The 22,468-nt window shown below is 65.4% G+C and carries 13 protein-coding genes; 8 read left to right on the plus strand and 5 right to left on the minus strand.

Going from position 1 to position 22,468, the window contains the following annotated elements:
* The first annotated feature begins 11 nt into the window (after window positions 1-11).
* A complete protein-coding gene (locus FJ430_RS22675) occupies window positions 12-1,697 on the plus strand; it encodes a hypothetical protein (protein WP_140704091.1) in 1,686 nt (561 codons plus the stop codon).
* Window positions 1,698-1,747: 50 nt separating this feature from the next.
* Here FJ430_RS22675 and FJ430_RS22680 read toward each other — a convergent pair whose 3' ends face one another.
* Window positions 1,748-2,530 carry a hypothetical protein gene (locus FJ430_RS22680; RefSeq protein WP_140641295.1) on the minus strand — a complete coding sequence of 261 codons (783 nt, stop codon included), beginning with the start codon at window positions 2,528-2,530 and terminating at the stop codon, window positions 1,748-1,750.
* A 149-nt stretch (window positions 2,531-2,679) separates the two neighbouring features.
* On the opposite strand from FJ430_RS22680, the gene FJ430_RS22685 reads away from it, so the two are divergent.
* The 6 genes from FJ430_RS22685 to FJ430_RS22710 are packed head-to-tail and all read left to right on the plus strand — an operon-like array spanning window position 2,680 to window position 8,639.
* Window positions 2,680-3,306, plus strand: a complete 627-nt coding sequence (locus FJ430_RS22685) for a DUF4129 domain-containing protein (RefSeq protein WP_226891839.1) — start codon at window positions 2,680-2,682, stop codon at window positions 3,304-3,306.
* Window positions 3,303-4,517, plus strand: a complete 1,215-nt coding sequence (locus FJ430_RS22690; RefSeq protein WP_140704095.1) for a DUF4350 domain-containing protein — start codon at window positions 3,303-3,305, stop codon at window positions 4,515-4,517. Before FJ430_RS22685 ends, FJ430_RS22690 begins: the two co-directional genes overlap by 4 nt.
* Window positions 4,504-5,460 (plus strand): AAA family ATPase, encoded by a 957-nt coding sequence (locus FJ430_RS22695; RefSeq protein ID WP_140704097.1) that lies wholly within the window; start codon window positions 4,504-4,506, stop codon window positions 5,458-5,460. Before FJ430_RS22690 ends, FJ430_RS22695 begins: the two co-directional genes overlap by 14 nt.
* Window positions 5,457-6,761, plus strand: coding sequence for a DUF58 domain-containing protein (locus FJ430_RS22700; RefSeq protein WP_140704099.1), 1,305 nt, complete (start codon window positions 5,457-5,459; stop codon window positions 6,759-6,761). Before FJ430_RS22695 ends, FJ430_RS22700 begins: the two co-directional genes overlap by 4 nt.
* Window positions 6,758-7,774: a stage II sporulation protein M gene (locus tag FJ430_RS22705; protein WP_140704101.1), complete on the plus strand. Its 1,017-nt coding sequence runs from the start codon at window positions 6,758-6,760 to the stop codon at window positions 7,772-7,774. Before FJ430_RS22700 ends, FJ430_RS22705 begins: the two co-directional genes overlap by 4 nt.
* The gene (locus FJ430_RS22710) at window positions 7,761-8,639 is read left to right on the plus strand and encodes an RDD family protein (protein WP_140704103.1); all 879 of its coding nucleotides are present in this window, start codon (window positions 7,761-7,763) and stop codon (window positions 8,637-8,639) included. The genes FJ430_RS22705 and FJ430_RS22710 overlap by 14 nt, the downstream gene beginning before the upstream one ends.
* Before the next feature lie 15 nt (window positions 8,640-8,654).
* On the opposite strand, the gene FJ430_RS22715 is transcribed toward FJ430_RS22710, so the two are convergent.
* Window positions 8,655-9,341, minus strand: coding sequence for a D-lyxose/D-mannose family sugar isomerase (locus tag FJ430_RS22715; RefSeq protein WP_140704105.1), 687 nt, complete (start codon window positions 9,339-9,341; stop codon window positions 8,655-8,657).
* A 202-nt stretch (window positions 9,342-9,543) separates the two neighbouring features.
* On the opposite strand from FJ430_RS22715, the gene FJ430_RS22720 reads away from it, so the two are divergent.
* Entirely contained in the window at window positions 9,544-10,602 is a 1,059-nt protein-coding gene (locus tag FJ430_RS22720) for a D-TA family PLP-dependent enzyme (protein WP_140704107.1), read from the plus strand.
* Between the two features lie 27 nt (window positions 10,603-10,629).
* Here FJ430_RS22720 and FJ430_RS22725 read toward each other — a convergent pair whose 3' ends face one another.
* From FJ430_RS22725 to FJ430_RS22735, 3 genes are all read right to left on the minus strand, one after another.
* On the minus strand, window positions 10,630-11,388 hold the full coding sequence (locus FJ430_RS22725; RefSeq protein WP_140656364.1) for a heme ABC transporter permease: 759 nt from the start codon (window positions 11,386-11,388) through the stop codon (window positions 10,630-10,632).
* 106 nt (window positions 11,389-11,494) lie between these two features.
* Entirely contained in the window at window positions 11,495-13,264 is a 1,770-nt protein-coding gene (locus tag FJ430_RS22730) for a glucan ABC transporter ATP-binding protein/ permease (RefSeq protein WP_140704109.1), read from the minus strand.
* A 374-nt stretch (window positions 13,265-13,638) separates the two neighbouring features.
* Window positions 13,639-22,221, minus strand: coding sequence for a GH36-type glycosyl hydrolase domain-containing protein (locus tag FJ430_RS22735; RefSeq protein WP_140704111.1), 8,583 nt, complete (start codon window positions 22,219-22,221; stop codon window positions 13,639-13,641).
* Window positions 22,222-22,468: the final 247 nt, after the last annotated feature.

A 22,468-nucleotide genomic window follows, 5' to 3' on the forward strand; every position in this document is an offset into this window, starting at 1 on the left:
ACGGGGAATCCATGGATCACTTCGACCTCGGCACATACCGCCGCCCCATCTCCACATCCTCGGCGGAAACGCAACGCTGGTTCGATATCGGGCTGAACTGGTGCTACGGCTTCAACCATGAGGAAGGCATCAAATGCTTCGAGAGGGCGCTGGAGACCGATCCCGGCTGCGCCTTCGTGCATTGGGGCATCGCCTATGCCGCCGGGCCTTTCTACAATTTGACCTGGAAGGAACATGGCAAGGCCGAGGCCGACCATGTCGCCAGGCGCTGCTTCGAGCATGCGCGGCTTGCACAAGCCAACGCGGCGCAAGCAACCCGCGTCGAGCAGCGGCTGATCGAGGCGCTGGCCGCCCGATTCCAGCAGCCGCATGGCGTGAGCGCGGCCGAGTTCGAAAAATGGGACGACGCCTATGCGGCCGCGATGCGTCAGGTCTATCGCGACTTTCCAGACGACCATGACGTGATGACGCTGACGGTCGAGGCGCTGATGATGCGCACGGTGCGGCGCCTGTGGAACCTCAAGACCGGCGCGCCGGCGCCGAATTCCGACGTGCTCGAAGCGCTGGAAATCTGCGAACGTTCGATCCGGCTCTCGGACGAGGCAGGTGCTGCGCCGCATCCGGCGGCGCTGCATCTTCACATCCATCTGCTCGAAATGTCGACGCAGCCCGAGCGTGGCACGCGCTCGGCGGAGCGGCTGGGCACGATGTGCCCCGATGCCGGCCACATGAACCATATGCCTGGGCACATTTACGTGCTCTGCGGCGAGTATGAGAAGGCGAAGATCGCCAGCGAGAAGGCGGTGCGCGCCAACGATCTCTACCTCGCCTATGCCGGCGAGCCGACCTATTACCTGCTTGGCTGCTGCCACGACCTGCATCTGATGATGTTCACCTGCACGTTCCTTGGCCAGTACCGCCCTGCCTTGTGGGCCGCCGACAAGGTGCGCAGCCTGGTGACGCGCGACGTCGTCAGCATTGCCGGGCGGCCGAAACTGACGCAGACGGTCGAGGGCTACCATGCGATGAAATCGCATGTGCAGGTGCGCTTCGGGCGCTGGCGCGAGATCATCGACGAGCCGATGAATGGCGAGCCCGAACTCTATGTGGTGACCGCCGCGCTGCAGCATTACGCCAAGGGCGTGGCGCATGCGACGCTGCGCGAATTCGCGGCAGCCGAGCGCGAGCGCGAGCTATTTAGCCGGCAAATCGACAGCATTGCACCGGAGCGCCGCTTCCTCAGCAACCCGACAAAAGCCTCGCTCGCGGTCGGCGCCACCCTGCTCGACGGCGAGCTTGCCTACCACCAGGGCCGGCATGATGAGGCCTACGGGCATCTGCGGCGCGCGGTCGAGCTCGACGATAATCTCTCCTACACCGAACCATGGGCCTGGATGCACCCGCCGCGCCACGCGCTGGCGGCACTCCTGCTCGACCAGGGCCATGCGGCGGAGGCCGAGCAGGTCTATCGCGACGATCTGGGCCTGAGCGGCGCCGTGCAGCGCTGCGCCCAGCACCCGGACAATGTCTGGGCGCTGCACGGGCTGGTCGAATGCCTGAAGCGACGCGGCGAGAAAGAGGACCTGCCGGGGTTGCAGGCGAAGCTCGCGGCAGCACTTGCCAAGGCGGACGTGGCGATAACCTCGTCGTGCCTGTGCCGGACCAGCGTGCAGGCAGACCATCGCTGTTGTCATTGAGGCTGCGGGGGTTCGGCGCCCCGCGATCGAGCGCAACTCCGCGGCGTTCCTTACGAGAAGATCTCCGCCAGTTCGTCGATGCTTGCACCTTCCTTCGCCTGGCGCAGTTCGACGTAGCTCACCGCCGTGGCGATCGACAGCACCATCGACACCACGGTCTGCACCAGCGCGGCTCCGATCTCGGCTATGATGCCGCCGAACAGCACAAGAACGAGCAATATTCCCCACTGGATGATCATCGCGATGATGATGAGAATGAGGAACAGGCCGAACAGCGCCCAGCGGCTGCCCTTGGTCAGAACCCGGCTGCGCGACATCGAGCCGAACACGCCCCGCCGCTCCTGGATCAGAACCGGCACCGACATCGACCAGCCGAGCCAGAGGATGATGCCCGGCACGATCAACAGCATCAGGCCGATACCCGCGCCGAGACCGACGAGAAGGCCGATGCCAAGCGTCGGCAGCAGAAAGCGGATCGCAATCTGGATGCAGTCGCCGAAGGACGGGCGCTTGCCGTTGAGGTCCTCGATGGTCGCCCGCACCAGCGCCGACTGCAGCAGCAGCGCGCACACAAACGAGATCAGCCCGGCGATGATGGTGATGTAGGAATTGCGAAACATGGCGCCTGGGTCGGCCATGGTGGCGGGGTCGCGCTGCATCATTGCGTCGATCTGCGGCTGGGTCCACAGCCTGACGAGCAATGCCGGCAGGCCCGCAAACAAAGCCGCCAAGCCCACGCACAGTCCGATGTTTCGGCCAATCACGCCGAAGGTGTTGCTGAATACCCTGCCGATCTCGAATCTGCCGGGTTGTCCCAATGTCGCAGTAGTCATGATAATTTCCCCCGAGTCACCACCGTATCCGACCGATGACTTCAAAGTAAATTTGCCAAGGTTGAAGGGCTAAGTCCAGTGCGCTTGCAATTGTCATGGCGTATTGCCAGTGTCGGCCCCGAACCGCAGGTTGCAGGGGGAACGAGCGGGTGACAGCCGCAGCGACGGATGAGGCCGGACGGCTGGCGCAGTTGCACAAGCAGTTGCTGGCCGACGATTCGATCCAGTTCGGGCTGCCGACCTATGTGCGGCCCGAGCCTCCCGAATGGCTGAAGCCTGTACTGGAGGGCCTAGCTAAGCTCGGCCCTTACATGATCTATCTGTTCTGGGGGGCGGTAATCATCGGCGTCGCGATCATTGCTTTCCTGCTTTTCCTCGAGGCCAAAGGCGTTGCCTGGCGCCTGCCATGGCGGCGGAAACGCGAAGAAACCGAAGCGAGGGAAGAATGGCGCCCTGACGCGGGGGCCGCCCAGATCCTACTCTCCGAGGCCGATGCGCTCGCCGCGCGCGGCGAGTTTGACGAGGCGGTGCATCTTCTGTTGCGCCGCAGCGTCGCCGACATAGCCACCCGGCTGCCCAACTTCCTGCGCCCGTCGCTCACCGCGCGCGATATCGCCGCCGCGGGCTCTATCCCCGCGCGGCCCCGCGCCGCGTTCAGCGAGATCGCCCGCATCGTCGAGGCAGCCTTGTTTGCCCGCCGTCCCGTCGGCGCCGAGGGCTGGCGGCAGGCGCGCGGCGCCTATGAGCGTTTCGCCTTCCGGGATGCCTGGGCATGAGCGCGCAGCCCGCCGAGACGACCGAGGCGCCGTTCAGCCGCAGAACCCTGTTCTGGGGCATCTTCGCCAGCCTGCTGGCGGCGGCCGGTTTTTTCCTTTTGTCCACCTATGCGCCCGATTTCCGCCAGCCCGAGGGCGGCGCCACGCCGTTTTCGAAGGGTGGCACCGGCTATGCAGGGCTTGTCGAATGGCTGAAGCTCGCCAACGGACAGGCGCCGCCGATGGAGCGCGGCGAGAAGGACCTGGCGTCGCCGCTGGCCTCGACTTTTCTGCTCATCGTCACCATCGCGCCGGGCAGCGACCCGGCCGCGCTCGACCGCATCATCAAGCTGCGCTCCGGCAAGGACACGCTTTTCGTCCTGCCGAAATGGCAGACCTTTCCCTTGTTCAGCCATGACGGCTGGGAGACCAAGGTCGAGCGGCTGCCCAATACGGTCGTCAACGACTGGCTCGGCCGCATCGCCAAGGCAAAGCTCGGCGAGGCGAAGAACACGCTCTCGCAGATCAATATCGCCGGCCGAACGGTGCCCGCGCCGGAGGAACTGCTATGGGTGGCGGACGACCATCCGCTGATCGCGGCCGGAAACGGCAGGGCTATCCTGACCGAGCTCGACAACGAACCCTTCTACATCCTCACCGATCCCGATTTCATCAACAATGCCGGGCTCAAGGACGAGCGGACGGCAGCCGCCGCGCTCGACATGATCGCCATGATCGAGCCCGCCAAGGGCGCCGTCATGTTCGACCTGACACTGCACGGCATCGGCCAGAAATACGATCTTGCCAAGCTTTTGGTCGAACCGCCCTTTCTGGCGCTGACGCTGTCGGTGCTGGTGGCGGCCGCGCTCGCCTTCCTGCATGGGCTCGGCCGCTTCGGCCCACCGCGCACCGAAGGCCGCGCCATCGCCTTCGGCAAGCAGGCGCTGGTCGACACGACGGCGATGCTGCTCAGGCGCGCCGGGCGGCTGCAAGAACTTGGCAACCGCTATGCAACGCTGGTGCGGCAGCGCGCCGGCGCCTTGCTCGGCGCGCCGCACGGGCTGCAGGGCGAGGCGCTCGACCGCTGGCTCGATTCCCGCGACAAGGGCGAGACGCATGGCTTCAGCCGGCGCTTCAAGGCCGCGAACGAATCCAATAATTTGGCCGCAATGCATGAAGCAGCCGAACAGCTGCATGACTGGACGGCAAGGAGGCTCGGTGAACGTCGATGAAGTGAAAGCCCTGGCGGGCGCGATCAGGGAAGAAGTCGCGAAAGCGATCACCGGACAGCGCGATACCGTCGACCTGATGCTGACGGCTTTGTTTGCCGGCGGGCATATCCTGCTCGAAGGCCCGCCGGGCACCGCCAAAACCATGACGGCGCGCTGCTTCGCGCAGGCGCTCGGCGTCGCCTATGGCCGTATCCAGTTCACGCCCGACCTGATGCCCGGCGATATCGTCGGCTCCAACATCTACAATTTCCAGAGCGGGCAGTTCACGCTGACGCGCGGCCCGATCTTCTGCGATCTTCTGCTTGCCGACGAAATCAACCGCACGCCGCCGAAGACGCAAGCGGCGCTGCTCGAAGCCATGCAGGAGCACGCCGTCACCTTCGACGGCACCACGCATTCGCTCGGCGGTAATTTCATGGTGGTGGCGACGCAGAATCCGATCGAGCATCAGGGCGTCTATCCGCTGCCCGAAGCCCAGCTCGACCGCTTCCTGTTCAAGCACAGGGTGAGCTATCCCGACCTCAAGGAAGAGCGCGCCATCATTGTTCATCACGGCGGCGGCTCGGCCTCGCACGATATCGAGCAATACGGCATCAAGGCGCGCACCGACCGCAAGACGCTGGAAGCTGCGCTTGCCACGGTCGGCGACGTCACGCTGGTCGACGATGTCGTCGGCTATATCGCGGCGCTTGTGCGCGGCACGCGCGAAAGCCCCGACCTCGAGGTCGGCGCCAGCCCGCGTGCGGGCGCCATGCTGGCGAGAGCCGCGCGCGCCAGGGCGGCGCTCGACGGCCGCAACTACGTCATCCCGGACGACGTCAAGGCGCTGGCCGTGCCGGCGCTGCGCCACCGTGTGGTTCTCTCGCCGGCGGCGCAGATCGACGGGCGGCTGGTCGAGCAGATCGTCTCCGACCTCGTCGACAATACGGAAGCGCCGCGTTGATCTATCCGAGCGGCCGAGCGGTCTGGGCAGCTGCGGCGGGGGCGATCCCCGCCTTCCTGATCGCGCTCGCATTGCCGCATGTCTGGTATCTCGGCCTGTTGTGGATCTGCCTGCTGCTTGCCTTCCTGGCGGTGGACGCAGCCGCAGGCAGGGGCCGCGCCTCGCTCAAGGCCACACTGACGGCGCCGCCGCAGGTGGGTATCGGCGGGCGCTTCACCTTGCACATCGCGGCCGGTGCCGGGGCAAGACTGCGCCGCCTGCAGGCGCGTGTCGGGCACGACCAACGGGTCCAGCCATTGGCCGGCACCGGCGGCGCGCTGCCGGCCAGCGGCGGCACGCTCGATCTCGAATTCGAGGCCATCCGCCGCGGCATCGCCGGCTTCGACCGTCTCTGGCTGCGCTGGCAGGGTCCATTCGGGCTGATCTGGAATCAGGTCGTGTTGCCGGTCGACCGCAAGGTCGCGGTGCTGCCCGATGTCAGCAGCGCGCGCGACGAGGCGATCACGCTCTTGCAGCGTTCCGCCCTTGCCGATGGTCATGCGCAGAAGCGCGCCGGCCAGGGCCGCGAGTTCGAAGCGCTGAAGGATTACCAGCCCGGCATGGGGCGGCGCATGATCGACTGGAAGCGCAGCGCCCGGCACGGCAAGCTTCTGGCGCGCGAGTTCCGGATCGAGGAGAACAACAACATCGTTCTGGCCATCGACAGCGGCCGGCTGATGTGCGAGCCGGTCGACGGGGTGCCGAAGGTCGATCGCGCGGTGACGGCGGCGCTTCTGTCGGCGTTCATCGCGCTCAAGGGCGGCGACCTCGTCAGCCTGTTCTCCTTCGACGCCAGGCCGCGCGTGTCGAGCGGCGCGGTGCGCGGCTCGCCGAGCTTCACCATGATCCAGAAGCGCGCCGCCGAGATCGACTATTCGACCGAGGAGACCAACTTCACCCTGGCGCTCACCACGCTTTCGGCCAAGCTCGACCGGCGCTCGCTGGTCATCGTCTTCACCGATTTTGTCGATCCGATCAGCGCCGAATTGATGTTGCGCACCGTTGGCCGGCTGACCGAGCGGCATCTGGTGCTGTTCATGCTGATGAAGGATGTGGAGCTCGAAACGCTGGCCGACATGGCGCCGGCCGCACCCGAAGATGTCGCCCGCTCCGTCACCGCCGGCGACCTCTTGCGGCAGCGGCAGGTGGTGATCGGCAGGCTCAGGCTGCTTGGCGCGCATGTCATCGAGGCCGACCACCAGCGGCTCGGTCCGGCGCTGGTCGAGCGCTATATCCAGCTCAAGGAGGAGAACCTCTTATGACGCTGTCGGCCGGCACCGATTCCGTGCGCCAGTCGCTGGCAAGCTTCCGCCAGGAGCGCGAGGCCGACTGGAAAGCCTTCGAGGCGCTGCTTGCGCGCGTCGAGAAGCGCGCGCCGCGCGCGCTCTCGGAAGACGAGCTGCTGTCGCTTCCCCTGCTCTATCGTTCGGCGTTGTCGTCGCTTTCGGTGGCGCGCGCGACCTCGCTCGACAGCGCGTTGATCGCCTATCTCGAGGCGCTGTGCCTGCGCGGCTATTTTTATCTCTATGGCGCCCGGCGGAGCTTGAGAACGCGCATCGGCGATTTCTTCCTGCACGACTGGCCGGCGGCGATCCGCGACCTTTGGCGCGAAGTATGGACATCGGTCGGGCTCACCGTCATCGGTGCCATTGCCGGCTATTGGCTGGTCGCATCGGACAAGCGCTGGTACGACGCCATCATCGCGCCGAGCCTGGCGGGCGGGCGCAACCCGGATTCGTCGGCCGAGACGCTGCGCAGCGTGCTTTACGGCGGCGGCGATCATTTCCTGTCGGGCTTTGCCGCCTATCTCTTCACGCACAACACGCAGGTCTCGATCCTGGCGTTCGCGCTGGGCTTCGCCTTCGCCGTGCCGAGCGTGCTGATCATCCTGATGAATGGCTGCATGCTCGGCGCCATTTTCCAGATCTATGCCGCCAAGGGCCTGGGCTTCGAGCTCGGGGGTTGGCTTTCGATCCACGGCACGACGGAGCTGTTCGCCATCGCCATCGCGGGAGCTGCCGGCATGCGCATCGGCACCAGCATCGCCTTTCCCGGCGAACTCACCCGCATGGCCGCCGCCGCCCAAGCCGGGCGCGTGGCGGCGACCGCCATGATCGGCGTCACGGTGATGCTGCTTTTCGCCGGACTGTTGGAAGGCATCGGCCGGCAGACGATCACCAGCGACCTCGCCCGCTATTCGATCGGCGGCGGCATGCTGGCGCTCTGGATCTCATATTTCTACCTGTTGCGGATGGTGCGGCATGGCGACCGCTAGGACAGCCAAGGCAAAGAACCCTGCCGCGCTGATACGTCCGCTGGTGACACCCGAAGGCGTGGACCTGCGGGTCAAGCTGGCGGATGCTGGCACCCGCGCTTCCGGATTCCTGCTCGACGTGGTGATCATCGTCGTCGCGGCCGTGGTCGTCTCGCTGGTGATGATCTTCGGCCTTGCCGGGCTTGGTATCCAGGATGCGCAGCCACTGTTCATCGTCTGGATCATCTTCATCTTCTTCCTCCGCAACGTCTATTTCATCGCCTTCGAAGCGGGCCGGCGGGCAGCCACGCCGGGCAAGCGCATGGTTGGCGTGAGGGTCGCGTCACGCAGCGGCGCCGGCCTCACCATCGACCAGGTCATCGCGCGCAATCTGATGCGCGAGATCGAAGTTTTTCTGCCGCTGTCGATCCTCGCCGCGCGCGCCAGCGCCGATGTCGCCGACACGCTGTCGACCATCTTCGGTCTTGTCTGGGCGTTGCTGTTCTCGCTGTTTCCGCTGTTCAACCGCGACCGGCTGAGGATCGGCGACCTGCTCGCCGGCACCTGGGTGGTCGAGGCGCCGAAAGTGGCCTTGGTCGAAGACCTTTCTCAGCGCAAGGATCCGATCGCGGCGCGCTTCCAGTTCAGCCCCGCGCAGCTCGACGCCTATGGGATCGCCGAGTTGCAGAAGCTGGAAGAAGTGCTGCGCCGCGACGACTATTCGGCGCTCAAAGCGGTCGCGGAGACCATCGGCCGCAAGATCGGCGCCAGGGTCGAGCCGATCGATTCAAAGGCTTTCCTCACCGCCTATTACGGCGAGCTCCGGGCGCATCTGGAACGCAAGCTGCTGCTTGGGAACAGGAAGGCGGATAAGTATGCGCGGTAGCGAAGCGTCCCTCGCCTACCCCACCCACTTCTCGTAGTCCGACACCAAGAGGTGCAGCGGCGCGACGTCCTCGTCGATGTTGGAGAAGCGGCCGATCGGGTCGCGGAAGACGTTGTCGGTAAGGTCGTCATTGACGGTCGAGACCTCGCCGATCAGCACGTCCTTCCCCTCGGCCCAGAAGGCGTGCCAGACGCCTGGCAGGAGCGTCACGCTCTGGCCCGGATCGAGCTTCAGCAGGCCGCCGGCCGGCATCCGGTGGATGGTGCCGTCGACCGGCACAGACACCTCCGCCTTCGGGTCGATGCCGCCATCGCGGTCGTGCATGAAGAGTTCCAGCACCAGCTTGCCGCCGCCGCGGTTGATGATGTCCTCGGCCTTGATGTTGTGGCGGTGCATTGGCGAGAGCTGGTCCTTGCGCGAGATCATGATTTTTTCGGCGTAGAGCATACCCATGCCGAGCTTCATGTCCTCGTAGCGGCCGTTGCGTACGGTGAACAGGAACAGGCCTAGCTCGTCGAACTTCTCCTGGCCGTAATCGGTGATGTCCCAGCCGAGGCGCGAGGTGAAGATGGCCGGGGAATCGCCCTTATGCGCCTTCATCTCTTCCGGCGACCAATAGGCGAAGGGCGGCATGATATAGCCGAAGGAGCGGATGAAGGCGTCGGCTTCGCGGATGATGTCGTTGATCTTGGAGCGCTTCATGGTCGTGTTTCCTCCCGGCCGTTGCCTGCTGAAATCTGCCCATCCGAATAGCCCAATGCCCGCCCGCTGTCGACGCAAACTGACGGGTTGGCCCCGTGACATGGGCGGCTTTCGGGGCCATAAACCCAACTGATTTGTTTTAACGCAATGTCTTATCCCGCGGCGGTTGCCGCTCGGAAGACATGCTTTGGACGGTGATCCCATGGCAAGCATAGACGACCTCGACACCCCGGCGATCCTCATCGATGCGGCCCGCGCCGAAGCCAACATCAAAAGGGCGCAGGCGCATGCCGACGCGCATGGGTTGAAGCTCAGGCCGCATATCAAGACGCACAAGCTGCCTTACTGGGCAAAGAAGCAGGTGGCGGCCGGCGCCGTCGGCATCACCTGCCAGAAGATCGGCGAGGCGGAGGTGATGGCCGATGCCGGGCTGACCGACATTTTCCTGCCCTACAACATCCTCGGCCGCGCCAAGCTGGAGCGGCTGAAGGCGCTGCATGGCCGTGTCACACTCTCGGTGACGGCGGACAGCCACGATACGCTGGAAGGGCTTGCCGCGACCTTTATCGATGCCGGTCATCCGCTGTCCGTGCTGGTCGAGTGCGATACCGGCATGGGCCGTTGCGGCGTGCAGAGCGCCAACGACGCGCTTGCGTTGGCAAAGGTGATCGACAAGGCCAAGGGCCTAAGCTTCGGCGGGCTGATGACCTATCCGGCCGCAGGGCGCGCCGGCGAGGCGGAAGCCTGGCTGAAGACCGCGCGCGACGCGCTTGCGGCAGCGGGACTCGAATGCGAACGCATCTCCAGCGGCGGCACGCCGGATATGTGGCGCTCCGGCGAAGACAGCGTCGTCACCGAATACCGGCCCGGCACCTATATCTATCTCGACCGCTACCAGGTCGCCAAAGGCGTCGGCACGCTGGACGATTGCGCGCTGACGGTGCTTGCCACGGTGGTCAGCCATCCGACTGCGACCCGCGCCATCCTCGACAGCGGCAGCAAGGCGCTGTCTTCAGATACGCTCGGGCTGCCCGAGTTCGGCGAGCTGCTCGGGGTGCCGGGCGCGCGGGTCACCGGATTGAGCGAAGAGCATGGCACCGTGACACTCTCGGACGGCGCGGGCCTTGGCATCGGCCAGCGCGTGCGCGTCGTGCCCGATCATTGCTGCGTGGTGACGAATTTGTTCGACCAGGTGCACCTGATCGACGGCGACAAGGTGCTGGAAACGCTGCCGGTGGCGGCAAGGGGACGGATGGGGTAGCTCCCCTTCTCCCCTTGTGGGAGAAGGTTAAGCCCGCTCCGCCTGTCGCGCTGCGACCCTGCGCATCGCGGTCACCCGGCGGCGGAAAATCTCGGTGCGCATCACCATCAGGTGCAGCGCGAAGAAAAGCACGGTGAAGCCGAGCGCCATCACGGCGAGCGGCCACAGCATCGAGGGATCGATGGTCGGACCGCCGAGGCGGAAGACCGAGGCAGGCTGGTGCAGCGTGTTCCACCAGTCGACCGAGAATTTGATGATCGGGATGTTGATGAAGCCGACCAGGGTGATGATGGCGGCGGCCCAGGCGGCGCGGCCTGCATCATCCAGCGCGCGGGTCAGCGCGATGATGCCGAGATACATCAGGAAAAGCACGAAGACCGAGGTCAGCCGCGCATCCCACACCCACCAGGTGCCCCACATCGGCTTGCCCCAGATGGAGCCGGTGATCAGGGCCAGTGCCGTAAAGGTGGCGCCGATCGGGGCCGCCGATTTCAGCGCCACATCGGCCAGCGGATGACGCCAGACAAGGGTGCCCAGCGCCGCGATCGCCATGATCGTGTAGCACATCATGGCCAGCCAGGCGAAAGGCACGTGGATGTACATGATGCGCACGGTGATGCCCTGCTGGAAATCCTCCGGCGCGGTGAAGCTCATATAGAGGCCGATGGCGAGCAGGATCGCCGCGACCGCCGCCAGCCACGGAATGATCTTGTCCGCCAGCCCGACGAAGCGCGTCGGGTTGGCGAGATCGGTCCAGGCGGCTAGCCGTGAGGTGGTGTCGCTCATGCCGACCTAAATAGACCGGCATGAGGTTTGGGGCAATTGGACGGATGTCGCAGGCGGGAGCGCGCCCTTGCCTTCTCCCCTTGCGGGAGAAGGGGGAGCTCTAGGATCACGCCGCTTCCGTAACCGGACGGCTGAGGCGGCGGACCTCTTCGTCGTTGAGCAGGCCGCCAGCGCGCAACAGGGAGGCGAAGCGGCCGTTGCGCAGCGACAGTTCGGTGAAGCCACCGGACTCGACCACCTTGCCCTTGTCCATGAAGACGACGAGGTCGGCGTCGCGGACCGTGGTCAGGCGGTGAGCGATGATGAAGGTCGTGCGGTTGCGGCGCAGCTCGTCGATCGCTTCCTTGACGCGGTCCTCGGTTTCCACGTCCAGCGCGCTGGTCGCCTCGTCGAGCACCAGGATCGGCGCGTCCTTCAGCACGGCGCGGGCAATGGCGATACGCTGGCGCTCGCCGCCCGAGAGCTGGCCGCCGCGCTCGCCGACGACGGTGTCGTAGCCGCAGCTCTTGGAGAGGATAAAGTCCTGCGCGGCGGCGGCATTGGCGGCAGCGTGCACCTCGTCATTGCTCGCATCGGCGCGGCCGACGCGGATGTTGTCCTCGATCGAGCGGTTGAGCAGGCCGGCGTCCTGGAAGACGGTGGCGATCGAATGGCGCAGCGACTTGCGGGTCACCGTGCGGGTGTCTACGCCGTCGATCAGGATGCGGCCGCTGGACGGCGTGAAGACGCGCTGCAACAGATTGATGAGCGTCGTCTTGCCGGCGCCGGTCGGACCGACGATGGCGACCGTCTGGCCGGCCTGGACCTCGAACGAGACGTCCTCGATGCCGTGACCGGAATTGGCGAACTCGAAGCTGACGTCCTCGAAGCGCACATGGCCGGTGACGTTGGCGAGTTCGCGCAGGCCATCGGGCTCGACGGTTTCGGCGGCCGAGTCCTCAAGGCGATAGAAGTCCTCGAGCTTGGCGCGCGCCTCGGAAATCTGGGTGGTGAAGGCCGACATCTGGTCGAGACGGGCGATCAGCATTCCGGCAAAGCCAGTGAAGGCGACGACGTCGCCGACGCGGAGCTGGCCCTGGGTAACGAGATAGGCGCCGATCGACAGCACGATCATCATCGAGATGGTCGACGACAGGCGGTTCAGCGCGTTGGCGATCGCCCACCAGTCGAGCACAGGGTTCTGCGCGTCGAGCAGGTCCTTGACATAACGCTTCAACGTCGCGGTCTCATGGCCGATGCGGTTGTAGCTCTGCAGCACGGCGACATTGCTGACGCTGTCGGAGACATGGGCAAAGACGGTGTGGTAGTGGCGCTCGACGGCGGTCTGCCCCGACTTGGTGCGACGCATGACGATGCGGCCGATGCCAACGTAGAGCACGCCGAGGCCGAGCAGCACGATGGACATGCGGATATCCATGGCGAGCGCGGTGGGCACCAGCAGCACCAGCGCGATGGCGGTCGAGAGATGCACGCGCATGAATTCGAGCCACAGGCTGAACAGGGTCTCGACGGCGCGCAGCAGCGTGTGCAGCGAATTGGACGTGCCGCGCTGGTGATGCCAGGCGAGCGGCATGGTGATCACGCGCTCGAAGGACTGGCACAGCACTTCGGAGCGGCGGGCATGGGCGAAGCGATCGGCGCCGCGCGCCACCAGCACGAAAGCGACGACGTTGAAGATGCCGAGAGCGGCCCAGACGGCGAGCGTCGAAAACACCGGGCCTTTTTCCGAAATGGCACCGATCACCCGGCCGAGCAGGATCGGCTCGAGGATTGCAATCGCCGCGAGCGCGATATTGGCGCAGCAAATCAGCGCGACGCGCTTCTTGTCGGCCGCCAGATAACCCAGCGCTCTAAAGTAGATCTGCAGAAGTGACACTTCAGCTACTCCGCCAAACTCTTGTCCGTGCTCAATGCCCGTATTGTGCACCGCACCATTTTTTGACACGTATCGGTTAATGTGTCGCGAAACAATGCGTCGTCTATCCCTTCCGTTCCCATTTAGCGAACAAAAGATGACGACGGTACGAAATCTGACGTGATCGCCTAACGGTTTGAGATAAAAGGTGAAATGTCAGCCTTGCGGCAAAATAATGGCACTTGCCCCGCGCTGCCACATTTTTAATCACAAGCTCTTGCTTAGCCTGCCGTAAAGTAAGGCACGCGCCCGGGCGCGGGAGCCTCGCCAAGTAAAAAACGGCGATCGGCCGCGCATCCCGAGGGACGCGCGGCCGATAGGCCAAGCCTTTGATTTTACGCTGGTATCCTGACGACGACCGCGGCCTTGCCGCCGGCCTTCGGCTCAAAAGAGGCCGATTTTTTCTTCGAACCGTCGACTTCTAGCGAGATCGACTTGGTCTTTTTGTCGCGGATGACGCGAAGCTTGATTTCGCCGTCGAACATCTTGAGCGTCGCGGCGTAGCCGTCCCAGTGCGCGGGCAGCTTCGGCCTAAACGTGATCTCCTTGCCGCGCCGCTCGATACCGAGGATGCCTTCCACCGCGGCGCGGTAAAGCCAGCCGGCCGACCCCGTATACCAGGTCCAGCCGCCACGGCCGCCCTTGCCTTCGCCGGCATAGATGTCGGCGGCCACGACATAGGGCTCGACGCGATAGTGCTCGGCCGCTGCCTCGTCCGCCGCGTGATTGACCGGGTTCAGCATCGAGAAGCAGCGGTAGGCCTCGTCGGTGCGGCCCATCTCGGCCAGCGCGATCACGAACCAGGTGGCGGCATGGGTGTACTGGCCGCCATTCTCGCGCACGCCTGGCGGGTAGCTCTTGATATAGCCGGGGTCTTTCTCGCTTTTCGAGAAGGGCGGCGTGAACAGCTTTACGATCTTGAGATCGTCGTCGACCAGCATCTCGGTCGCCTGTTCCATGGCCGTCGTCGAGCGCGCGGGATCGCCCTCGCCCGACAGCACGCTCCAGGACTGGGCGATGGAATCGATCTTGCACTCGTGCGAATTGTGCGAGCCGAGCGGCGTGCCGTCGTCGAAGCTGCCGCGCCGGTACCACTGGCCGTCCCAGGCGGTGCTTTCCAGGGCCCGCTTCAGCGCGTCCGCGTGCTTCACCCACGCCTGCGCCCGCTTGGCGTCGCCCTGTCCCTTGGCGACAGGCGCGAAGTCGGTGAGCGTCTTCAGCAGGAACCAGCCCAGCCACACGCTCTCGCCCTTGCCGCCCTCGCCGACACGGTTCATGCCGTCGTTCCAGTCGCCGCCGAGGATGAGCGGCAGGCCGGCAGGACTGCTGCGCTTGATCGCCAGATCGAGCGCCCGCGCGCAATGATCATAGAGCGGCGCGGTGTTCTTGGTGATCTCGGGCGTGAAGAAGGCGTCATGCTCGTCCTCGCCGAGCTGCTGCCCGTCGATGAAGGGCAACTGCTCCTTGAGGATGGCGGCGTCGCCGGTCACCTCGATGTAGCGGGCCGTCGCATGCGCCAGCCAGACGACGTCGTCCGAGATCATGGTGCGCACGCCGGCATCGGTGCGCGGCAACCACCAGTGCTGCACGTCGCCTTCCGGGAACTGCCGGCGCGCGGCATTGAGGATCTGGTCACGCGCCAGCTTCGGGTCGTGCGCCAGAAGGGCGAGCGTGTCCTGCAACTGGTCACGGAAGCCGAAAGCGCCGCTCGCCTGGTAGAAGGCCGAGCGCGCGCGGATGCGGCAGGCAACGGCCTGGTAGGGCAACCAATGGTTGACCATGGCGTTCATCGCCTCGTCGGGCGTCTCGACCTGGATGGTGTCGAGGAAGCCGCGCCAGGCCTTTTCATTGTCGGCCAGGCGCTGGTCGAAATCCTTGCCTCGATGGGTCTGCACCAGGGCGCTTGCCTCGGCGGGCGTGGCCGCGTCGCCAAGCAGCCAGAGCAGCGTCACGTCGCCACCGGCCGGAATGTCGATGTCGCTGGCGACAACCGCGCAAGGGTCGTCGCCCGCCTCGATGCGCCCGGAAAGCGCAAGCCCGCCGAGCACGGCTTGCGGATACTCCGTCGTGCCGTGCCTGCCGACGAATTCGGAGCGGTCGGCGGTCACCGAATGGATTGGATGGCTCGCCCCCAGGAAGGCGACACGCTCGCCGAAGTCTAGGCCATAGGGGTTCTGCGCCAGAAGCGCGCATGTCGCCGCGTCGCGCGTCGGCACTATGGTCGCCGCAGTGCGCGAGCGGTGGCCGCCGAGCACCCATTCGGCATAGGCATAGACGCGCAGACGCGCCGGCACGGAGCCCGAATTCTGGATGCGCAGCCGGGTGATCTTCACCGGATCGACGGGATCGACCACCTGCGTCAGGTCCATCGACAGATGCCCGCGCTTCGAACGGAAGGTGGAAAAGCCCTGGCCATGCCAGGTCTCATAGGTCATCGACGGATCGCGGACCGTCGCGGCCATCGGCGAGAATGCCTTGCCGCTGGCGTGGTCGAAGACATAGAAGCCCTCGCCCGGCCGGTTGGACACCGGGTCGTTCGACCATGGCGTCAGTTGGTAGTCGCGGCTGTTGCGGCTCCAGGTGAAGCCGGCGCCTTCCGCCGAGACGTGGAAGCCGAAGGCAGCGTTGGAGATGACATTGATCCAGGGCTGCGGCGTCGAGCGCCGGCCGGTCAGCCGGGTCACATAGTGGCGGCCGTCACCGTCGAAGCCGCCAAAGCCGTTCCACAGGCTGAGACCGCTGCCGTCGGCGGCGACATCGCTTCCACCATGGCTTGCCGGCACCGGCAAAGGCAGCGGCGGAACAGGTTCGCGCGGCGAGCCGCCCTCGGCCTGAAGCAAGGCATCGCGGGCCTGCAGGGCCGCGGTCTCGGCGCGTTCGAGCTGGTCGAAGATCGTGCCGTTGCGCGTGTGCAGCACGACGCGCGCCACCGACAGCAAGGTCTTGTAGGTCGGCTCATCCATCAGGTCGCGGCGCACCGCGAAGATGTGCTGGCGCGGCCCGAGCTCGCGGCCACGCAGGCGGCTGTTCTCGCACAGCGTCTCCACCGCGCGTTGCAGGTCCTGCACATAGGACGAGGCCTGCTCGTTGACGACGACGAAGTCGATCATCATGCCCCGCGCCCGCATATATTCCTGGAAACGGAGCGCCTGGGCGACGATCTCGAGATCGGCGACGTCGCCGATGCGCACCAGGAAGATCGGGAAATCGCCGGAGATGCTGGTCGGCCACAGGCTCGACTGGCGGCCGAGGCCCGACGCGATGGATTCCGCCGGCAGGCGCAGGAACGGATCGGGATAGATCAGGTAGCGCGCCAGCTTCTGCACATTGGCGGCGTCGGTGAGGCTGAGGCCCAGATGGCGCGTCTGCACCTGGCTCCGCGTCCAGGCCAGCATGGCCTGGCGGGCGAAGCTCTCCTGGTGGTCGAGGCGGGCGATCGCCTCGTCGAGCTCGGCGCGATTGGCGCCGACGGCGGTCCAGAAGGTCAGCGAGATCTTCTTGTTGGCCGGCACGCGCACCTGGCGGCGAAGTGCTGCCACCGGGTCGAGCGTGAAGCCCTGGCTGCCCGAAAGCCTGACGCCGGGATCGAAAGCGACGGCATCGGCAATGGTGCGGCCACGGCCGATGAAGGCGCGCCGGTCGGTCTCGGCCTCGGCATCGCGCGACGGGCCCGACGGGTCGGTGACGAAATGCACCATGGTGAGGTCGGGGTCGTTCTTGTCGCGCTTGCGCCGCGTGGCGAAGATCGCGCCGTTGTTCGGCGCGATCTCGGTCTCGACGAACATCTTGGAGAATGCCGGATGCGCGTTGTCAGAGGCTTCGTTGCCGAGCACCAGTTCGGTGAAGGAGGTCACCTCGATATGCCGGTCGGCAGCGCCGTCATTGTAGAGGGTGATGCGGCGGCCTTCGCCATTGCCTTCGGAAATGACGATGCATTCGACTTCGGAACGCAGCGAGCCCAATGTCTTGGTGAAGCTCGCCTTGTCGTCGCCGAACAGCGTCTGGACGCGTTCGCCCTCGGCGCGCTTCGGTTCCGCCGTGGCCGACCACCAGTCACCCGTCGCGGTGTCGCGCAGGAAGATGTAGGAGCCGAGCCGGTCCTCGCTCGGATCCGGCTGCCAGCGGGTGACGGCAAGCTCGCCGAAGCGGCTGTAGCCGGAGCCCGTCGCGGTGACCATGACCGAATAGCGGCCGTTGGACATGACGTTGGTCGCCCGCAGCGCCTTGATCGGATCGAGGATGACGCGGCTGTCGGGGCTCTCGGTCTCGGTTTCGTCCTTGGATCGCTCGTCCGCTTCTGTCCTGACGGTTGCGGTCGGAATGTCGCGCGGCGCCTTCTCCTGCAACAGAAGCTCGGCCGACTCGATCACCGGATCGCTGTGGAAACGCTCGCGCAGCCGGCCCTCGAAAATGGCGTCGGCTACCGCGGCGATCGACATGCCGGAATGGTGCGCCATGTAGTTCTGCACCACGGCGTGGTCGGTGCCTTCAGGCACGCGCTGCGGTGTGAAATCGACCGCGTCGTAGAAGCCGTGGCGGCCAAGCGCGCCGATCGAGCGCAGCCGCTGCAGGTTCTGCACCGCCTCGCGCGGACTGAACTGGGCGGCCAGGATCGTCGCATAGGGCGCGATCACGGTGTTCTGGCCAAGGCCGCGCTTCAGGCCGAGCCCGGGCACGCCGAAATTGGTGTACTGGTAGGTGAGCTCGCGGTCGCGGGCATTGTAGGCCGCTTCCGAAATGCCCCAGGGCACGTTCTTGGAACGCGCATACTGGATCTGGCGCTTGATGATGAGCTTGCTGGTCTGGTTGAGGATCGAGCCCTGCGGCTCCTTCATCACCAGCGGCGGCATCAGATACTCGAACATCGAGCCCGACCAGGACATCAACGCGCCCTGGAAGCCGATCTCGACGATCGGCCGTCCGAGACGGAACCAATGCTCGGTCGGCAGGTCGCCCTTGGCGATGGCGAACAGGCTGGTGAGCCGCGCTTCCGAGGCAAGCAGGTCGTAGCAGCTCTCGTCGAGCTGGCGGTCCTCGACCCGGTAGCCGATCGAGAGCAGCTTGCGCTCCTGGCGCATCAGGAAGGAGAAATCCATCTCGAAGGCATAGCGGCGGCAGCGCTCGCGCAGCGCAAGCAGCTTGGCGCGCAGAGCGGCGACCGCGCTCTCGTCATTGTGCGAATCGTGCACATGCGCCTCGCAGGTCGCTTCCAGCCGCTCCGCCCAGTCGGCGATGACATCGCTTTTCGGCGAGGCCGCCTCGGTGTGGATGGCGGTGGCGAGCTTGCGGATCTCGCCAGCCAGCACGGCAAGGTTGATAGTGCGGATCGACGCCATCTCAGGCTGTGCCTTGATGGTCGCAACCGCGCGACGCATCCCGTCGAGACGGTCGGCCAGGCGCTGGCGCAGCGGCCGCAGTTGCCGACGGTCGTCCGGCAGCTCGTCCAGGCTTTCGTCGAGAATGGTGACGGTGTCGATGATGCCTTCGAAATCGCCCTGCAGGTGCACCGACGGCGCTTCGGCCCATTCGGCGCAGGAGGCGGCCACCGCAACCAGATGTCCAGCGAGATTGCCGCTGTCGACAGCGGAGATGTAGAGCGGATAGAGCGGCTTCAGCGTCGTCGTGTCATACCAGTTGTAGAGATGGCCGCGATCGCGCGGCATGTTCTCGATGGTCGTCATCGTGGCGTCGATGCGGGTGATGGCATCCGACAGGCTGATCCAGCCGAAATCGCGCGCCGAAACCACCGAAAGCAGATAGACGCCGATATTGGTCGGCGAGGTGCGCGGCGCCACCACCGGCGCCGGGCTTTCCTGGAAATTGTCCGGCGGCAGGTGATGCTGCTCGGCCGTCACGAAGGTCTCGAAATAATGCCAGGTGCGGCGCGCGAAGGTGCGCAGCGCGTGGATGTCCGCGCTCGAAATGCGCAGTCTGTCCTCGGTCTCGGCCGAGCGGCTGATCCAGCAGGCGACGGCGGGCGAAGCAATCCAGAAGATGGCGAAGAAGAAAGCGACGAAGGCGCCGGTGGAATCGGCCAGCACCGGAATCGCGAGGCCGACGACGCCGATGATCACCGCGCCATACATCATGCCGTAATAGGCGCCGAGATCGCTGCCGCTGTTCTTGGCGGCCTGCGAGGCGGTGCGCCATTCGAGCAGGTTCTGACGGCTGACGAAGAGCCGGTAGATGGTGCGGACGATGGCATCGCCCATCATCCAGGCGAGATGCGCCATCAACAGCACTTTGAGCGCCACGAGCGCGGTGCCGAACACGGTGTCGCGCGCCAAAGCGGAGAAATGGCCGCGCGGTGTCTGGTCGCCGCTCTTCGGCAGGATGCCGTTCACGATGTCGAAGGTCGGCGCCATGAAGAGGCTGAGGATCAGAAGGGCCTGCCACTGCGCCGCCTGGGTGAAGGGCAGCAGCGTCCAGCCGGCGATACAGGCCATCACCCAGAAGATCGGGGTGACCGAGCGGCGCAGATTATCGACCATCTTCCAGCGCGACAGCGCAGGCACGCCGGAGCGCGGGTCGAAGATGTAGCCGAGCAGCTGCCAGTCGCCGCGCGCCCAGCGATGGTGGCGCGAGGCGTCGACCGAGTAGCGTGTCGGATAGTCCTCGACCAGTTCGACATCCGTCACCAGCGCGGCCCGCGCGAGCGCGCCTTCGAGCAGATCGTGGCTGAGGATGGTGTTTTCGTCGATGCGGTTCTTCAGCGCCGCCTCGAAGGCGTCGACATGGTAGAGACCCTTGCCGGTGAAGGAACCGTCGCCGAAGACGTCCTGATAGACGTCGGAAACGGCGAACACATAAGGGTCCAGGCCGCGATTGGCCGAGAAGACGCGCTGGAAGAAGGAGGCGTCGTCGCCGCTGGTGAGCGAAGCGGTGATGCGCGGCTGCAGGATGGTGTAGCCGGCGGTGACGACGCGCTTGACCGGATCGAAATGAGGGCGGTTGAGCGGGTGAGCAAGCTTGCCGACCAGGTCCGAAACCGCATCGCGCGTGGTGCGCGTGTCGGCGTCGAGCGTCATCACATAGACGACCTTTTCCGGCAGCGGCACGTTGAGCGGCAGGAAGGTGGTGTCGCTGTCGCCGCGCAGCAGGAGGTTCAGCTCATGCAGCTTGCCGCGCTTGCGCTCCCATCCCATCCAGCAGCCCTGCGCCTGATTGTAGAGCCGGCGGCGATGCAGGAGATAGAAGCGCGGCGAGCCTTCCGACGGATAGCGGGCGTTCAGCCTGGCGATCTCGTCGCGGGCATATTGCAGGATCTCGATATCGGCGGCGTCGATCTCGGTCTTGGAGTCCGGCCAGTCGGACAACAGCGCAAAGTGGATCTCCTCGGCCGTGTTGGCGAGGTGATGCACCTCGATGTTGCGGATATTTTCCTCGACGTCGTCGCGCGAGCCGATCAGCGAAGGCACCACGACCAGAGTGCGCGATTCAGCCGGGATGCCGTGCTTGTTGTAATCGTAGCCGACAAGCCTGGTCGGTTTCAGGAACAGCGCCACCACGGTGTTGAAGAAGGCTAGAGCGCCTTCGCTTGCCGGCACCGCGAACAGCGCCAGCATCAGCGTGATCGATTCCACCGACAGGCCGAGATTGGCGAGCGCCCTGCCCGACAGCACGAGCAGCAGCGCCGTCAAAAGGAAGACCGGCACGACGATGCCCAGCCAGCCGGCGCTGGCAAAGCCGCGCTTGAAGGTCACATAGAAAGGCGGCCGGTAGCCAATCGCCTTTTCCAGTTCCTGGCGGCGCGGGCCAACCAGGAAGAAGCCGACGTCGGTATGCACGTCGGGGTCGGCGGTTTCGGGCACGCCGGACGCGTCGGTGACGCCGGGCGTATGGCCGGCAAGCTCGATCGCCTTTTCGGCCACCCGGTATTCGGACAGATCCGAGCGGCGCGCCAGCTGCTCGATCGCCGTGCGGTACTGGTCGCGCGAGAAGAAGTCGAGGTCGGCGAAATCGGTCTTCTGGCGCAGCAGCGTGTCGATGCGGCTGACGCCCTCGAACCAGACCGTCCAGTCGACGTCGTTGATGAGGCGCAGGCCACGGATGATGTTGCCGGTCGTGACGTTGCCGCTGGAGAGCGTCTGATGCTCGGAGATGATGATCTCCTCGGCGTCGGAGCCGGTCTTTTCGAGCTCGCCTTCCAGCCATTCCAGCGCGCGGCCGGCGTTCTGCGACCCGTCGCGCAAGCGGTAGAGCAGCTGGGTGGCGAAGGTGGTGTCCTGCGCATGCGTGCCGTAGTTGGACAGGATCCTCGTGCGGTCGGCATTGTCGTCGGTCGCCAGAACACGGTCCGCGACCTCGTTGGCGATGTGGCGCATCTGCCTGGTACGATCGACGCGCACGGCGATGCGGCGCAGGTTCTCGATCAGCACGAAGCGCAGCAGCGACGGCAGCGCCCAGAGCTCGCCGATCTTCATCGGCTCGACCGACTGGAAGCCCTCGACGATCGCCTTGAACATATTGGCCGAGACAGAGCTGTCGGAATGCTCGACATAGCCCCAGGCAACGACGAAGGCGCGCGGCAGCACCGTGCCGTCGCCAAGTGTCAGCGTCGGCAGTTGGCGATAGAAGCGGCGCGGCAGGTCGCGCTTGACCTGGAAGATGGTCTCTTCGACCAGGTAGTTGTTGTCGAGCAGCCATTGCGCGGCCGGCGTGATGGTCTCGCCCTTGGCCTGGGCGGCGTTGGTCGAGCGGTAGACTTCGAGGATTTTCTTGGCGCTGTCGCGGATGCGGGCCTGGAACTCGAACGGAGCGAGCCCGAACAATTCCTTGACTTCGCCCTTGGCGAGCGCAACGCCCAAGGCGCGCAGCCGGTCCTCGGGCAGGAAATTGGAGCGTATCGGCGCTTCCGTCACCACCGGGAAGCCGGCGCTTGTCTGTTCGATCTTGTTCGGGTTCGTCTGAATGTTCATTGAAAATTCCGTAAGCGGGGGCGCAATGCGGCGTCACCGCCACGGCAATGCCCCTAAAACCGGTTCAATTGCAATTGGTTGCATGACTGGTTGGCCGAAAGTTTGTCTTGCGCACCACAACAGGGGCGTGCCCTTTCGGCAGCTCGTGGCCGAACGCCCCTCGCTCTCCGCCCCCGGTTGGATCAGGGCAAGAATTCAGGCTTTTTCGTGATACATGCAAGGGGCCGGGCGATAATTCACCCAAGCC

The organism is Mesorhizobium sp. B2-8-5 (genome assembly GCF_006440675.2).
Lineage (GTDB): Bacteria > Pseudomonadota > Alphaproteobacteria > Rhizobiales > Rhizobiaceae > Mesorhizobium.

Coding starts and splice junctions, on each gene's coding strand:
- FJ430_RS22680 (WP_140641295.1), bottom strand. CDS start 2,530: ATGACTACTGCGACATTGGGACAACCCGGCAGATTCGAGATCGGCAGG.
- FJ430_RS22735 (WP_140704111.1), bottom strand. CDS start 22,221: ATGAACATTCAGACGAACCCGAACAAGATCGAACAGACAAGCGCCGGC.
- FJ430_RS22725 (WP_140656364.1), bottom strand. CDS start 11,388: ATGAGCGACACCACCTCACGGCTAGCCGCCTGGACCGATCTCGCCAAC.
- FJ430_RS22705 (WP_140704101.1), top strand. CDS start 6,758: ATGACGCTGTCGGCCGGCACCGATTCCGTGCGCCAGTCGCTGGCAAGC.
- FJ430_RS22710 (WP_140704103.1), top strand. CDS start 7,761: ATGGCGACCGCTAGGACAGCCAAGGCAAAGAACCCTGCCGCGCTGATA.
- FJ430_RS22715 (WP_140704105.1), bottom strand. CDS start 9,341: ATGAAGCGCTCCAAGATCAACGACATCATCCGCGAAGCCGACGCCTTC.
- FJ430_RS22720 (WP_140704107.1), top strand. CDS start 9,544: ATGGCAAGCATAGACGACCTCGACACCCCGGCGATCCTCATCGATGCG.
- FJ430_RS22690 (WP_140704095.1), top strand. CDS start 3,303: ATGAGCGCGCAGCCCGCCGAGACGACCGAGGCGCCGTTCAGCCGCAGA.
- FJ430_RS22675 (WP_140704091.1), top strand. CDS start 12: ATGGATCACTTCGACCTCGGCACATACCGCCGCCCCATCTCCACATCC.